Origin of the sequence: Escherichia sp. MOD1-EC5433 (genome assembly GCF_002966005.1) — a bacterium.
Taxonomy (GTDB): domain Bacteria; phylum Pseudomonadota; class Gammaproteobacteria; order Enterobacterales; family Enterobacteriaceae; genus Escherichia; species Escherichia ruysiae.
Genome location: NZ_PTRL01000007.1, coordinates 32,384 through 45,760, shown reverse-complemented (window position 1 = coordinate 45,760; position 13,377 = coordinate 32,384). Strand labels below are relative to the sequence as shown.

The following is a 13,377-nucleotide window of genomic DNA, read 5'->3' as shown; positions in this document are numbered from 1 at the left end:
TGGCATCTCGCGACCGGGTTTTTTATTTGTCGCGATTTTGCGTTACCCTTGCATCTCTTTGAGGTACAGGGAAAAAACGATGAAAAAAACGGTTATTCTCATTTTGGTGATGATAGTTATCGCCGTTGCTGCGGGTATCGGCTACTGGAAATTTACCGGTGATTCGGATGTGTTACGTAAGATTGTCCTTGAGCAATGTTTGCCCAACCAGCAGCAAAACCAAAATCCTTCGCCATGTGTGGAAGTCAAACCCAACGCCGGATATGTGGTTTTAAAAGACATTAACGGTCCACTGCAATATCTGTTGATGCCAACATATCGTATTAACGGTACTGAAAGCCCTTTGTTGACCGATCCTTCAACGCCGAACTTCTTTTGGCTGGCCTGGCAGGCGCGTGATTTTATGAGTAAAAAATACGGTAAGCCGGTTCCCGATCGCGCGGTCTCGTTGGCGATAAACTCCCGCACGGGACGCACGCAAAACCATTTTCATATTCATATCTCTTGCATCCGTCCTGATGTGCGCGAACAACTGGATAATAACCTGGCGAACATCAGCAGTCGCTGGTTGCCGCTGCCGGGCGGATTACAGGGGCATGAATATCTGGCGCGCCGGGTAACGGAAAGCGAACTGGTTCAACGTAGTCCGTTTATGATGCTGGCGGAAGAAGTGCCAGGAGCGCGGGAACATATGGGAAGTTACGGGCTGGCGATGGTACGACAGAGTGATAACTCGTTTGTATTACTGGCGACGCAAAGAAATCTGCTGATGCTAAACCGTGCTTCAGCCGAGGAGATTCAGGATCATCAGTGTGAGATTTTGCGTTAAGGCGAGCAGTTAAGGAAAGTTAAGTGCCGGATGTGAAATCCGGCACCTGTCAGACTTAAGCCTGTTTAGCCGCTTCTGCAGCTTTAACGATCACCGCAAAGGCGTCAGCTTTCAGAGAAGCACCGCCAACCAGCGCGCCGTCGATGTCCGGCTGAGCGAACAGTTCTGCAGCGTTAGACGCGTTTACAGAACCGCCGTACTGGATGATCACTTGTTCAGCGATGCCAGCGTCAACTTTAGCGATGTGATCACGGATGAATTTGTGAACAGCCTGTGCCTGCGCCGGAGTTGCAGATTTGCCAGTACCGATTGCCCATACTGGTTCGTAAGCGATAACCGCACCTTCGAATGCTGCCGCACCTTGAGTTTTCAGCACTGCGTCGATCTGACGTGCGCAAACTTCTTCAGTTTTGCCCGCTTCGTTCTCAGCTTCAGTTTCACCGATGCACAGAACCGGAGTCAGACCCTGCTCTTTCAGCACAGCGAATTTTTTCGCGATCAGTTCGTCAGACTCTTTGTGGTAAGTACGACGTTCAGAGTGACCGATGATGATGTACTGTGCGCCGATGTCTTTCAGCATAGCGGCAGAGGTTTCACCGGTGAATGCGCCGGACAGGTTCAGATCCACGTTCTGCGCACCCAACATGATGTGGCTGCCTTCAGCTTCACGCTTCGCCATATCGATGTACATTTCCGGTGGTGCGATTGCAACCGCACAGCCAGCAACACCTGCCAGCTCTTTACGCAGGTTAGAAACCAGCTCGTGAACCATGTGGCGGCTGCCGTTCAGTTTCCAGTTACCCATCACTAAAGGATGTCGCATTTTAATTCTCCACGCTTATAAGCGAATAAAGGAAGATGGCCGCCCCGCAGGGCAGCAGGTCTGTGAAACAGTATAGAGATTCATCGGCGCAAAGGCTTTGCTTTTTGTCATTTATTCAACCCTTCCAGCGTTTCAGATAGCGCCAGCTTAATCGGTTCAACAGCGAAAGTCAGTCCCTTTTCGCCGTTGTCCGCGACAACATAGCGCAACGCGCCTTCTGTCTCAGTGTAGTAACGTTTGTTTTTCCCCGCCGTAAGGAGTGACTGCAGCTTTTTCTGACTTTGTGTTTTGGTCATCAGCGGGGTGAGTGTGCGGATCATTGCTGCCATGTATTCCTGGGCTTTCGCTTTAGCGGCTTTTTGCTCTGGCCCCTGGATTGGCAGCCAGGTAATTTGAATGCTTTTGATTTTTAAGGTGCCGCGCTCAAGCGCCGTGGAAGCATACAAGTTCTCGTTAATTTTACTGGCGGCGCGAGTCAGGTTAGCTTTGTCGGGGCTGCTGTCGATGGCACGAAATTCGTTCAGTGGCAGATTGGGGTTCTGGCTGTTAAAGTCTTCTCGAAACTGGCTGATGGAGAGATCGAAAGTGGGGGCGCCAGCCAGCAGGTAGGGCGCTGTTGTTGTCGTGCCAGGCGATTGTGCGTGCACCGTTGCACTAACGGATAACACGGCAGATAAGAGAAAAAACACTGAACACCCTGACTTCATCGGCAGTACCTTTTGTTATGACTGGGTTCGATTAAAACGATATCTGTCGCCCTTGTCAAAAGGGTAGAATCCTGGAAAAGACAACCATCAAGGAACTTACATGACCATACAGCAATGGTTATTCTCGTTTAAAGGGCGTCTTGGACGCCGCGATTTCTGGATTTGGATTGGCCTCTGGATCGTTGGCATGTTGGTGCTTTTCTCACTGGCGGCTAAAAAACTACTCGATATCCAGACCGCCGCGTTTTGCCTTGTGTGCCTGTTATGGCCGACAGCGGCAGTGACGGTGAAACGACTGCACGATCGTGGGCGTTCTGGCGCATGGGCATTTCTGATGATTGTAGCGTGGATGCTTCTGGCGGGTAACTGGGCGATTTTACCAGGCGTCTGGCAATGGGCGGTGGGGCGGTTTATTCCGACGTTGATTCTGGTGATGATGCTTATCGATCTTGGCGCATTTGTCGGCACCCAGGGCGAAAATAAATTTGGTAAAGATACCCTGGACGTAAAGTATAAGTCTGAGAATAAATCAAGCCATTAATCTGCAATATATCTCTTATTGCTATTTTTATCCGGTATCGTTATTTCCATATTGCAAATGACGGTACCCGGAAAATCTCCCTCATTTCCTCACCTTAATCAATATCAAAAAAAATGGTAATCCATAAGATCATTACTTGTTTGTTCTTCCCTTAACGGCGCATTATTCTTAAGTGGCAATCGACAGAGAGGCGAATATACAGAGGTGCCCTATGAAAGATGTCGTAGATAAATGCAGTACTAAAGGATGTGCGATTGATATCGGTACGGTGATTGATAACGACAACTGTACCAGCAAACTTTCGCGCTTTTTTGCTACTCGCGAAGAAGCAGAGTCCTTTATGACCAAACTGAAAGAGCTTGCAGCCACTGCATCCTCTGCGGATGAAGGTGCCAGCGTGGCCTATAAGATTAAAGATCTGGAGGGGCAAGTCGAGCTTGATGCAGCTTTCACCTTCTCATGCCAGGCCGAGATGATTATTTTTGAGTTATCACTGCGTTCACTTGGTTAATGGAGTTAAACATGGCTTATAAACACATTGGCGTGGCAATTTCCGGGAATGAAGAAGATGCCCTACTGGTGAACAAAGCCCTGGATCTCGCCAGACATAATGACGCTCATCTGACGTTAATTCATATTGATGATGGCTTAAGTGAGTTGTATCCGGGTATCTACTTCCCCGCAACAGAAGATATTCTTCAACTGTTGAAAGATAAGTCGGATAACAAACTGTATAAGCTGACGAAAAATATTCAGTGGCCGAAAACGAAACTGCGCATTGAGCGCGGCGAAATGCCGGAAACACTGCTGGAAATTATGCAAAAAGAGCAGTGTGACCTCCTTGTCTGTGGTCATCACCACTCGTTTATCAACCGTTTGATGCCGGCATATCGCGGGATGATCAATAAGTTGAGTGCGGATCTCTTGATCGTGCCGTTTATCGACAAGTAACCGCTTACCAGTAATGCTCCGCTGTCATGTGACCCGGTCGGCGACGTAAATGCTTCGTCATCTGCCGGGTCTCTTTCAGCAGTTGTTGCGTATCACGTACCATCTGCGGATTACCACACAGCATCACATGGCTGGTTTCTTTATTCATTGGCAGTCCAACCGCGTTTTCCAGTTCACCGCTTTCAATTAACGCCGGTATTCTCCCGGTGAGTGAGCCCTCTGCCGTTTCCCGACTGACAACCGTCTGAATGCGCAGTTTTCCTTCGTAGCGTTTTTCCAGTTCCTGCATCAGTGGCAAATAGCTTAAGTCGGCGGCATAACGCGCGGCGTGAACCAGCACCAGATTTTTGAAGCGATCTAAATCTTTGCCTAATTGCAGAATCGACAAATAAGGGCCAATCGCTGTACCGGTTGCCAGCATCCATAGCGTTTCACAATCTGGTACTTCATCCAGTACAAAGAAGCCAGCCGCTTCGCTAACGACCTGCACTTCGTCACCCGGTTTTAGTGCCGCCAGTCGCGGGCTTAATTTACCATCGGGGACGGTGACCAGGTAAAACTCCAGGTCGGGATTGTCGGGCGAATTAACGTAAGAGTAGGCGCGCTGGACGCGTTCGCCGTCAATTTCAAGGCCAAGTTTGGTGAATTGCCCGGCGGTAAATGGATGCACAGGGGCGTGAACGGTGAGACTAAACAGGGCGTCGGTCCAGTTCTGCACTTTAGTGACTTTGCCTGTTACCCAATCAGCCATGTTTCTCTCCTGTTTTGATTGACTTGCCTTATCTTCGTTCTCCGGATAAAAAAATTCCAGTCCCGAAGGACTGGAAGGCTCAATCGATCAAATCAATCAGAGAATGTGCTCCTGCATTTCTGGGTCTTTACGATCCAGATAATGGATGGACTGAATACGGCGAATAGTGCGGGATTTGCCACGGATTAGCAGCGTTTCGGTCGTCGCAATATTGCCTTTGCGGCTAATCCCTTCCAGCAGATCGCCTTTGGTGATACCGGTGGCAGAGAAGATGACGTTATCGCTACGCGCCATATCGCCCAGACGCAGCACTTTACCCGCTTCGATGCCCATCGCTTTGCAGCGTGCCAGCTCCTGCTCGCCAATGCGACGATTCTCTTCGTTGTCGCCTTTGACGTCATGACGAGCCAGCAGACGGCCATTCATATCGCCATCTAATGCGCGGATCACCGCCGCTGAAACCACGCCTTCTGGGGCGCCGCCAATACCGTACAGCACGTCAACTTCACTGTCTGGCATACAGGTAAGAATCGAGGCTGCGACATCGCCATCAGGAATGGCAAACACGCGCACGCCGAGTTGCTGCATTTCTGCGATAATTGCGTCGTGGCGCGGTTTCGCCAGAATAGTGACCGTCAGTTCGCTTAACGGTTTGCCGAGTGCCGCTGCAACATTGCGTAGGTTATCCGCCAGCGGCAGATTCAGGTCAATGGTGCCCTTAGCTCCCGGTCCGACGATCAGCTTTTCCATATACATATCCGGCGCATTAAGGAAGCAGCCCTTATCGCCCACAGCCAGCACCGCCAGCGCGTTAGCCTGACCCATCGCCGTCATGCGCGTGCCTTCAATCGGGTCAACAGCAATATCTACCGCATCGCCGCGACCAGTACCGACTTTTTCACCAATGTAGAGCATCGGTGCTTCGTCGATTTCGCCTTCACCAATGACGATGGTGCCGTCAATGTTGACCTGGTTGAGCATAATACGCATGGCGTTTACCGCCGCGCCGTCAGCGGTGTTTTTATCGCCGCGTCCTAACCATTTGTAGCCAGCCAGCGCCGCAGATTCGGTGACGCGGGAAAATTCGATGGCAAGTTCTCGTCTCATAGCAAACTCTAAGCAGTAAGGAATGGCGCGAAGTGTAGCACAGGGGAAGGGCGGGATTATTGATGTGTGCGGGGTTGCCCCCGCACGGTTTCAGAGTCTGCATGATGCCGGATATGTATCCGCCTCGTAGGCCTGATAAGACGCGTCAGCGTCGCATCAGGCGATCAGCATCAGACAATCGTTCAGATGTCTGGCATCACTCCTCGTGTTCTTCCCACGCCATCGCGCGTTTAACCGCTTTTTTCCAGCCAGCGTAACGGTAATTACGCTCGGTGGTTTCGATGCCAGGGCGGAACTCGCGTTCAATCACCGCTTTCTCTTGCAGCTCGTCAAGGTTCTGCCAGAAGCCAACCGCCAGACCAGCAAGATACGCTGCACCCAATGCGGTCACTTCGCGCACTTCCGGGCGCTCAACGCGAGTGCCGAGGACGTCAGACTGGAACTGCATCAGGAAATTGTTCGCCACCGCGCCGCCATCCACGCGCAGTGCGTGCAGACGAATACCGGAGTCGGCCTGCATTGCTTCCAGTACGTCACGCGTCTGATAAGCAATAGACTCCAGCGTCGCGCGGATGATGTGGTTAGCATTCACCCCACGAGTCAGACCGAAAATCGCCCCGCGCGCATACGGATCCCAGTACGGCGCGCCAAGACCGGTAAAGGCCGGAACGACATATACACCGTTGGTGTTTTGCACTTTGGTGGCAAAGTATTCGGAATCGTCGGCGTCGCTAATCAGCTTCATCTCATCGCGCAGCCACTGAATCGATGCGCCCGCCATAAATACCGCACCTTCCAGCGCATAGTTCACTTCGCCAGTCGGGCCACAGGCGATGGTCGTAAGCAGGCCGTTTTCTGATGTCACCGCTTTCTCACCGGTATTCATCAACATAAAGCAGCCTGTACCATAGGTATTCTTCGCCATCCCTTCTTTAACGCACAACTGACCGAATAGCGCCGCCTGCTGATCACCCGCGATCCCGGCGATCGGAATACGCGTGCCTCCTTTACCGCCGATGTTGGTCTGACCGTATACTTCCGAAGAGCGACGCACTTCTGGCAGCATCTCGCGCGGGATATCCAGTGCGTCGAGCATTTTGTCGTCCCAGTCCAGAGTATGGATGTTGAACAACATGGTGCGAGACGCGTTGGTGTAATCGGTCACGTGAACGCGACCTTGAGTCATTTTCCAGATAAGCCAGGTATCAACCGTACCAAACAGCAGTTCACCACGACGCGCACGCTCGCGGGAGCCTTCCACATGGTCGAGGATCCACTTCACTTTGGTGCCAGAGAAGTACGGGTCAATGACCAGACCGGTGTTATTACGAATGTACTCTTCCATGCCATCGCGTTTGAGATGCTCGCAGATCTCAGCGGTACGACGGCACTGCCAGACAATGGCGTTATAGATAGGCTTGCCGGTTTCTTTTTCCCAGACGATAGTGGTTTCTCGCTGGTTAGTAATCCCAATAGCTGCAATTTGATCGGAACTGATATCGGCTTTCGCCAGCACTTCTACCAGCGTAGAGCTTTGGGTGGCCCAGATTTCCATTGGGTCGTGTTCTACCCAGCCTGGTTTTGGGTAGATTTGCTCAAATTCGCGCTGTGACACGCTAATGATATTGGCATCGTGATCCATCACGACTGCGCGGGAGCTGGTGGTGCCCTGGTCGAGCGCAACGATATATTTTTTTTCAGTCATGTTTAATTGTCCCGTAGTCACATTACAGTGAAGCTTTTTGTTCTGAAGGAGTTGTGATCTCCTTTTCTTCCACAACACAGATATCGCAAGGCAAATGGCGGCCAATCAGTTTGCGGTAGGCAAATGCACCTACAATCGCGCCAACGATAGGGCCAAAAAGCGGCACAAGGAAGTAAGGAATGTCTCTGCCGCCGGTAAAGGCGACCTTGCCCCAGCCCGCCAGCCAGGCAAAGACTTTCGGACCGAAGTCACGCGCTGGGTTCATGGCAAAGCCTGTCAATGGACCCATAGATGCGCCGATGACCGCAATCAGTAGACCAATCAACAACGGTGCCAATGGCCCACGCGGTACACCGTTACCATCGTCCGTGAGCGCCAGGATCAGCCCCATCAGAATAGCGGTAATCACCATCTCAACTGCGAAAGCCTGCACAAAATTGATATGAGGATTAGGGTAAGTAGAGAAAGTGCCAGCCAGATCAACACTTTCAACGCTGCCGCGAACAATGTGATGAGTCTGCTCGAAGTCGAAAAATAAATTGTAATAAAGCCCGTAAACTAAAGCCGCAGCACAGAAAGCGCCGGCAACTTGTGAAACGATAAAAGGAATAACTTTGCGCTTGTCGAAACAGGCAAACAGCCACAATGCAATGGTAACAGCGGGATTAAGATGCGCGCCGGAAACCCCTGCGGTCAGGTAGATGGCCATTGCCACCCCCAGTCCCCAAATGACACTGATTTCCCACTGACCAAAAGACGCACCAGCGACTTTTAGTGCTGCAACGCAACCCACACCGAAAAAAATCAACAACCCGGTACCGAGGAATTCAGCAATGCACTGGCCTTTCAAGGTTGATGTTTGACTCATAATCGGATCCTGAAGAGTTAATGTTTGTTGTATGCGTGAAAGTCACGGACCTCCACGATGCTTGTAGGCATGCTGTAAACTTATCGTTAACGAGCAAAAACGAGAAATATCGAACTTAAAATGTGTGTGCTTCGTCATAAAATGAGCGTTATCGCGCCATTTATTCCATCTGATTGTACATGATGCATGTTTGTTAGATCATTCGCGCAACAAATTTATTAACATTTTCGATTGGTGTGGATTATGTCACCAGGAGAAGGATGAAAAGTGTGGCAAACCGTAATCTGCAAGGCGTGCCGCTGGACAGCGATGGCGCGGCTTCATACAATCGGAGCTAACTAAAGTGCGCTCGTATTTATTAAGGCGTCACCGGTAATCGGGACGAGGATTTTTTATCCATCAACGCCTTGCAATTCAGGAGAGGTATGACAATGTCATTAGAAGTGTTTGAGAAACTGGAAGCAAAAGTACAGCAGGCGATTGATACCATCACTCTGTTGCAGATGGAAATCGAAGAGCTGAAAGAAAAAAACAACTCACTGTCGCAGGAAGTTCAAAATGCCCAGCATCAGCGCGAAGAGCTGGAGCGTGAGAACAACCATCTGAAAGAACAGCAGAACGGCTGGCAGGAACGTCTGCAGGCTCTGCTGGGTCGCATGGAAGAGGTTTAATCTTTTCCACTCAGAGGCGCCGCAAGGCGCCTTATTTTTTACTTCACTGCATTTTTAGCAGAAAGCATAATCCCCATCGCCTGTTGGCGATATTTATCTGCCGTATCTGGCTCCATCAATGCAATGATCCCCACAGCCCTGGGGGTGTCCTCAAGATAAACACTGATGGTTCTCTTCTGCTGACCATCGAAATTTATCAACACATCCTGATACTTACAGGTGAAATGTTTGGCATTACAGTCATGAAATTGGAAGGTTTCTTCATTGTATTGATCCTTGAGATTGTCTCGCTGCATCTTCTTTAACTCTTCCAGCGAGTCATCGGCGCTACGTCCTGCGGGTAGGCGGAAAGCAGAAATAAAGATGCTATTATCTTCACTTCTTATATCAATGGTTTTATCTGTACGAATGGAAATCGTTTTCCAGTGTCTGTTAGGGACAGTCACGGAAATAGCGGCATTCTCAAACGTATATTGCCATGGGGTGATTATGCGAAACGTATTGCTGATATTGGATAAAAGTAGTACCCCCAATACCCAACAGCACCCGCGAGTAAAACTGGCGAAGTTACGCGTTTTTTTAGCGAATGCGCACAGAATACCTGACACAAGCACGGGAAGTAACAGCGGCCCCAGAAGTACTGAACCGATATACTCGCCAACCATGCCAGGATCTCCAGACAGTAGGTTGCTGTGCTGAAGGTGACTAAGAAAAGCAGTTATTATCCATAGTATTAATAAGATAACGTATCTCATATCAATCCCTTATTATTAACATGCACATCAGATCATTGACGGGCAGAAAGCATCATTTTCATTACTTCTTCTTGATATTCGTCCAAATAATCTGGGTCGATGGCTGCGACCAGTTGTATCAAATTAGTGTTATCCAGTAGAGTCATGAAAATAGCATGTCTTACTTTGCCATCACTCATTGTTTGCACTCCTTCCTGATAAGCGCAGGTAAATCCCTGAACATCACAAACATGCATTTCTGCAGTTCCGTTTTGAGTCGCGGTAAGTTCCTCGATTGAATGTACACCGAGTTCATTTTGTGAGAAGGCAACAATAGCTAAAATAGCATGGGCATCCCGAGTCACCAGGGTTGGTCCTTGTTTTACTATATTGGTAACCCACTGTTTGCTCGGAACCATGACGGTGATACCTGGCCCCGGGAAAGTATATTCCCATGTGCTATGTCGTTCCCACACCGTATAGCTGCTATAGATAAGAAATAACCCCATTAACCAACAAGTGCCGCGAATAAAGCTGCGGCTGCTTCTTTTTTTTATCGTTATACAGATGATTGTGGCGATAATAAATGATAAGGCAAGTGGGTTAAAAAATACGTTAGCAAAATATAAAATCATTTCACCCGTGTTGCCAGATAAAAGGAATTTGTAGCGGAAATGGTTAACGACTATAAGTAATAAATATATAAATAAAAGAATAATATTCTGCATGAATACGTCCATGTATAAAAAAGGGGAATTTAATTCCCCTTTTAACGCATGGCAGATACTTATTCAATATCCAGCGGATCTTCAGAAAGAATAATCCCGGTATTGTCGGCGTAGAGATGGTCGCCGGAGAAGAAGGTGACGCCGCCAAAGTTGACGCGGACGTCGCTTTCGCCAATGCCTTCGCCAGCAGCACCGACCGGAATTGCCGCCATCGCCTGGATGCCGATATCCAGCTCTTCCAGATCATCTACCTGACGCACCGCGCCGTAAACGACCAGCCCTTCCCATTCATTTTGTACTGCCAGACGCGCCAGTTCAGCATCGACCAGTGCGCGACGAACAGAACCACCGCCATCGACGACAAGAACACGACCACGACCATTCTGTTCGAGCAGATCATACAGCAACCCGTTGTCCTCGAAACATTTTACCGTGATGATTTGTCCGCCAAACGACGCCCGTCCACCAAAGTTGGAGAACAGCGGTTCCACGACGTTGACATCTTCTTGATAGATGTCACAAAGCTCGGAAGTATCGTATTTCATAGGCTTAACATTCAGTTGCTGCGAGAATTTTCAGTATATCGCGCTATGTGGGTTGTTGGCAAAATCATCAATTGTTAATTGATATTTGTCAGTTATGCTGCCCACTGGCTTAGGAATATCCCTAAAACAAACAGCAAGTTAGTCAGTAATGCGCCCTTGACAGTGCGTTCCAGCATTGGTCGCATCGCTACCGGATCTATTTCACGCATCACATAACGAGCCTGTTTCACCAATAACGGCGTTGCCAGCAGGAACAACCAGCCCCACAGGCTGTGCAGCGAAAAGAGATTAAACAGCGCCAGGCACACCAGTGAGCCCATCAACAGGCAGGCATGGTAACGACGTGCGTTTACTGCACCTAAGCGCACCACCAGCGTGTTTTTGCCATTCTCGCGGTCGCTATTAATATCACGCAGGTTATTAATGTTTAGAACCGCTGTTGCCAGCAGGCCACAGGCGGTCGCCGGAAGGATCAATGCCGGAATCAACGTATGCGCCTGCAAATACCAGCTCCCCATCACGCTCAACCAGCCAAAGAAAACCAGTACGGAAATATCACCCAGACCGATATAACCATAAGGGCGATTGCCCACGGTGTAGGTGATAGCGGCGATGATCGACAAACCGCCCAGAATAAGGAAGCCGACAAAATCGGTCAGCGTATGGCACGCCACTGCGACCAGCGCCAGTCCGGAGAGACAGATGAGCACGACGGTGATAATGAGCGCCCGTTTCATCTCTTGCTGGGTAATAACCCCTTTTTGCATACCACGTAGCGGCCCGATACGGTCAGGTTTGTCGCTGCCTTTGACGGCATCGCCGTAATCATTGGCGAGGTTAGAGAGAATTTGAAGCAGTCCGGCGGTAATCAGTGCCAGCAGGGCGACCAGTGGATCGAAGTGACCTTGCCACCATGCCAGTGCTGTCCCGACGATAATTGCAGCAAAGGCGAGGGGGAGGGTTTTAGGTCGTAAACTTTCCAGCCACGCCTGAGTTCGGCTAATTTGTTGTTCAGTCATAATACGCGCCAATAAAAATGGGGCCTTTCAGCCCCATCAAACAATGATGAAAATGATTGAACGCGATTATAGGATAAAACGGCTCAGATCTTCATCTGCCACCAACGCATCCAGATGTTTGCTCACATAATCTGCGTCAATGGTGATAGTTTGACCGCTTAAATCGCTGGCGTCGTAGGAAATCTCTTCCATCAAACGCTCCAGAACGGTATGTAAACGACGTGCACCGATGTTTTCGGTAGATTCGTTCACCTGCCATGCCGCTTCCGCGATACGCTTAATACCGGAATCCGTAAATTCGATATTCACGCCTTCAGTCGCCATCAGTGCTTTGTATTGCACGGTGATAGAGGCATTCGGCTCGGTCAGAATGCGCTCGAAGTCGCTGGTGGTCAGCGCCTGGAGTTCGACGCGGATCGGCAGACGACCTTGCAGTTCCGGGATCAGGTCAGACGGTTTCGCTACCTGGAATGCACCAGAAGCGATAAACAGAATGTGGTCAGTTTTGACCATCCCGTGTTTGGTAGAAACGGTGCAACCTTCTACCAGCGGCAGCAGGTCACGCTGAACGCCTTCACGAGAAACATCCGGACCAGAAGACTCGCCGCGCTTACAGATTTTGTCGATTTCGTCGATAAACACGATCCCGTGTTGTTCAACGGCGTCGATAGCGTCTTGCTTCAGTTCTTCCGGGTTAACCAGTTTCGCCGCTTCTTCTTCAATCAGCAGCTTCATGGCGTCTTTGATTTTCAGCTTACGTGCTTTTTGCTTCTGACCGCCCAGGTTCTGGAACATGGACTGCAACTGGCTGGTCATCTCTTCCATTCCCGGAGGCGCCATAATTTCAACGCCCATCGGTGCTGCGGCAAGATCGATCTCGATTTCTTTGTCATCGAGCTGGCCTTCACGCAGTTTTTTGCGGAATGCCTGACGGGCAGCGGACGGCTCCTGCTGCTGTTCGGTCTGTCCCCAGTTGTTTTTAGCTGGTGGGATCAGCACGTCGAGAATGCGCTCTTCTGCCAGTTCTTCAGCGCGATAGCGGTTTTTCTCGATAGCTTGTACACGCACCATTTTCACGGCGGCATCGGTCAGATCGCGGATGATAGAATCGACTTCTTTACCCACATAACCGACTTCGGTGAATTTGGTCGCTTCAACTTTGATGAACGGCGCGTTTGCCAGTTTTGCCAGGCGACGGGCGATTTCAGTTTTACCGACGCCAGTCGGGCCGATCATCAGGATATTTTTCGGAGTCACTTCATGGCGCAGCTCTTCGTTGAGCTGCATACGACGCCAGCGGTTACGCAGTGCAATCGCCACGGAACGCTTGGCGTTATCCTGGCCAATGATGTGCTTATCAAGTTCGCTGACGATTTCGCGTGGGGTCATTTCAGACAT

Annotated in this window: 16 protein-coding genes; 5 read left to right on the top strand and 11 right to left on the bottom strand. The window is 50.0% G+C overall.

The window, feature by feature from the left end:
• The first annotated feature begins 79 nt into the window (after positions 1-79).
• On the top strand, positions 80-829 hold the full coding sequence (gene cdh, locus C3D30_RS14930) for a CDP-diacylglycerol diphosphatase (protein ID WP_010349502.1): 750 nt from the start codon (positions 80-82) through the stop codon (positions 827-829).
• Between the two features lie 55 nt (positions 830-884).
• Here the strand turns inward: cdh and tpiA are convergent, their stop codons facing one another.
• A complete protein-coding gene (tpiA, locus tag C3D30_RS14925) occupies positions 885-1,652 on the bottom strand; it encodes a triose-phosphate isomerase (protein ID WP_016158829.1) in 768 nt (255 codons plus the stop codon).
• A 107-nt stretch (positions 1,653-1,759) separates the two neighbouring features.
• Entirely contained in the window at positions 1,760-2,359 is a 600-nt protein-coding gene (locus C3D30_RS14920) for a YiiQ family protein (protein WP_000834909.1), read from the bottom strand.
• Positions 2,360-2,459: 100 nt separating this feature from the next.
• Here C3D30_RS14920 and C3D30_RS14915 point away from each other — a divergent pair, with 100 nt between their 5' ends.
• From C3D30_RS14915 to uspD, 3 genes are all read left to right on the top strand, one after another.
• Complete coding sequence (locus C3D30_RS14915) at positions 2,460-2,900, top strand: DUF805 domain-containing protein (protein ID WP_105285058.1); 441 nt, start codon at positions 2,460-2,462, stop codon at positions 2,898-2,900.
• Between the two features lie 211 nt (positions 2,901-3,111).
• Positions 3,112-3,411: a DUF406 domain-containing protein gene (locus tag C3D30_RS14910; RefSeq protein ID WP_000655995.1), complete on the top strand. Its 300-nt coding sequence runs from the start codon at positions 3,112-3,114 to the stop codon at positions 3,409-3,411.
• An 11-nt stretch (positions 3,412-3,422) separates the two neighbouring features.
• The gene (gene uspD, locus C3D30_RS14905; protein ID WP_000323549.1) at positions 3,423-3,851 is read left to right on the top strand and encodes a universal stress protein UspD; all 429 of its coding nucleotides are present in this window, start codon (positions 3,423-3,425) and stop codon (positions 3,849-3,851) included.
• Between the two features lie 4 nt (positions 3,852-3,855).
• On the opposite strand, the gene fpr is transcribed toward uspD, so the two are convergent.
• The 4 genes from fpr to glpF form a co-directional block, all read right to left on the bottom strand.
• Entirely contained in the window at positions 3,856-4,602 is a 747-nt protein-coding gene (gene fpr, locus C3D30_RS14900; RefSeq protein ID WP_021551626.1) for a ferredoxin--NADP(+) reductase, read from the bottom strand.
• 96 nt (positions 4,603-4,698) lie between these two features.
• Entirely contained in the window at positions 4,699-5,709 is a 1,011-nt protein-coding gene (glpX, locus tag C3D30_RS14895) for a class II fructose-bisphosphatase (RefSeq protein ID WP_001250634.1), read from the bottom strand.
• Positions 5,710-5,905: 196 nt separating this feature from the next.
• Complete coding sequence (glpK, locus tag C3D30_RS14890) at positions 5,906-7,414, bottom strand: glycerol kinase GlpK (RefSeq protein WP_105287065.1); 1,509 nt, start codon at positions 7,412-7,414, stop codon at positions 5,906-5,908.
• A gap of 22 nt (positions 7,415-7,436) precedes the next feature.
• The gene (glpF, locus tag C3D30_RS14885) at positions 7,437-8,282 is read right to left on the bottom strand and encodes a glycerol uptake facilitator protein GlpF (RefSeq protein WP_105287064.1); all 846 of its coding nucleotides are present in this window, start codon (positions 8,280-8,282) and stop codon (positions 7,437-7,439) included.
• A gap of 425 nt (positions 8,283-8,707) precedes the next feature.
• On the opposite strand from glpF, the gene zapB reads away from it, so the two are divergent.
• Positions 8,708-8,953 (top strand): septal ring assembly protein ZapB, encoded by a 246-nt coding sequence (zapB, locus tag C3D30_RS14880; RefSeq protein ID WP_001296623.1) that lies wholly within the window; start codon positions 8,708-8,710, stop codon positions 8,951-8,953.
• Between the two features lie 38 nt (positions 8,954-8,991).
• On the opposite strand, the gene C3D30_RS14875 is transcribed toward zapB, so the two are convergent.
• From C3D30_RS14875 to hslU, 5 genes are all read right to left on the bottom strand, one after another.
• Positions 8,992-9,618 carry a hypothetical protein gene (locus tag C3D30_RS14875; RefSeq protein ID WP_123058529.1) on the bottom strand — a complete coding sequence of 209 codons (627 nt, stop codon included), beginning with the start codon at positions 9,616-9,618 and terminating at the stop codon, positions 8,992-8,994.
• A gap of 122 nt (positions 9,619-9,740) precedes the next feature.
• A complete protein-coding gene (locus C3D30_RS14870) occupies positions 9,741-10,415 on the bottom strand; it encodes a hypothetical protein (RefSeq protein WP_105287113.1) in 675 nt (224 codons plus the stop codon).
• Between the two features lie 59 nt (positions 10,416-10,474).
• A complete protein-coding gene (gene rraA, locus C3D30_RS14865; protein WP_105287062.1) occupies positions 10,475-10,960 on the bottom strand; it encodes a ribonuclease E activity regulator RraA in 486 nt (161 codons plus the stop codon).
• A gap of 92 nt (positions 10,961-11,052) precedes the next feature.
• Positions 11,053-11,979: a 1,4-dihydroxy-2-naphthoate polyprenyltransferase gene (gene menA / locus C3D30_RS14860; RefSeq protein WP_105287061.1), complete on the bottom strand. Its 927-nt coding sequence runs from the start codon at positions 11,977-11,979 to the stop codon at positions 11,053-11,055.
• A gap of 66 nt (positions 11,980-12,045) precedes the next feature.
• Entirely contained in the window at positions 12,046-13,377 is a 1,332-nt protein-coding gene (gene hslU, locus C3D30_RS14855; RefSeq protein WP_001293348.1) for an ATP-dependent protease ATPase subunit HslU, read from the bottom strand.

What these genes read in the sequence shown, in the direction of transcription:
- C3D30_RS14870 (WP_105287113.1), bottom strand. Translation starts at nt 10,415, where the DNA reads ATGCAGAATATTATTCTTTTATTTATATATTTATTACTTATAGTCGTT.
- uspD (WP_000323549.1), top strand. Translation starts at nt 3,423, where the DNA reads ATGGCTTATAAACACATTGGCGTGGCAATTTCCGGGAATGAAGAAGAT.
- C3D30_RS14920 (WP_000834909.1), bottom strand. Translation starts at nt 2,359, where the DNA reads ATGAAGTCAGGGTGTTCAGTGTTTTTTCTCTTATCTGCCGTGTTATCC.
- tpiA (WP_016158829.1), bottom strand. Translation starts at nt 1,652, where the DNA reads ATGCGACATCCTTTAGTGATGGGTAACTGGAAACTGAACGGCAGCCGC.
- glpK (WP_105287065.1), bottom strand. Translation starts at nt 7,414, where the DNA reads ATGACTGAAAAAAAATATATCGTTGCGCTCGACCAGGGCACCACCAGC.
- rraA (WP_105287062.1), bottom strand. Translation starts at nt 10,960, where the DNA reads ATGAAATACGATACTTCCGAGCTTTGTGACATCTATCAAGAAGATGTC.
- glpX (WP_001250634.1), bottom strand. Translation starts at nt 5,709, where the DNA reads ATGAGACGAGAACTTGCCATCGAATTTTCCCGCGTCACCGAATCTGCG.
- zapB (WP_001296623.1), top strand. Translation starts at nt 8,708, where the DNA reads ATGACAATGTCATTAGAAGTGTTTGAGAAACTGGAAGCAAAAGTACAG.
- cdh (WP_010349502.1), top strand. Translation starts at nt 80, where the DNA reads ATGAAAAAAACGGTTATTCTCATTTTGGTGATGATAGTTATCGCCGTT.
- C3D30_RS14875 (WP_123058529.1), bottom strand. Translation starts at nt 9,618, where the DNA reads ATGGTTGGCGAGTATATCGGTTCAGTACTTCTGGGGCCGCTGTTACTT.
- C3D30_RS14915 (WP_105285058.1), top strand. Translation starts at nt 2,460, where the DNA reads ATGACCATACAGCAATGGTTATTCTCGTTTAAAGGGCGTCTTGGACGC.
- menA (WP_105287061.1), bottom strand. Translation starts at nt 11,979, where the DNA reads ATGACTGAACAACAAATTAGCCGAACTCAGGCGTGGCTGGAAAGTTTA.
- hslU (WP_001293348.1), bottom strand. Translation starts at nt 13,377, where the DNA reads ATGTCTGAAATGACCCCACGCGAAATCGTCAGCGAACTTGATAAGCAC.
- C3D30_RS14910 (WP_000655995.1), top strand. Translation starts at nt 3,112, where the DNA reads ATGAAAGATGTCGTAGATAAATGCAGTACTAAAGGATGTGCGATTGAT.
- glpF (WP_105287064.1), bottom strand. Translation starts at nt 8,282, where the DNA reads ATGAGTCAAACATCAACCTTGAAAGGCCAGTGCATTGCTGAATTCCTC.
- fpr (WP_021551626.1), bottom strand. Translation starts at nt 4,602, where the DNA reads ATGGCTGATTGGGTAACAGGCAAAGTCACTAAAGTGCAGAACTGGACC.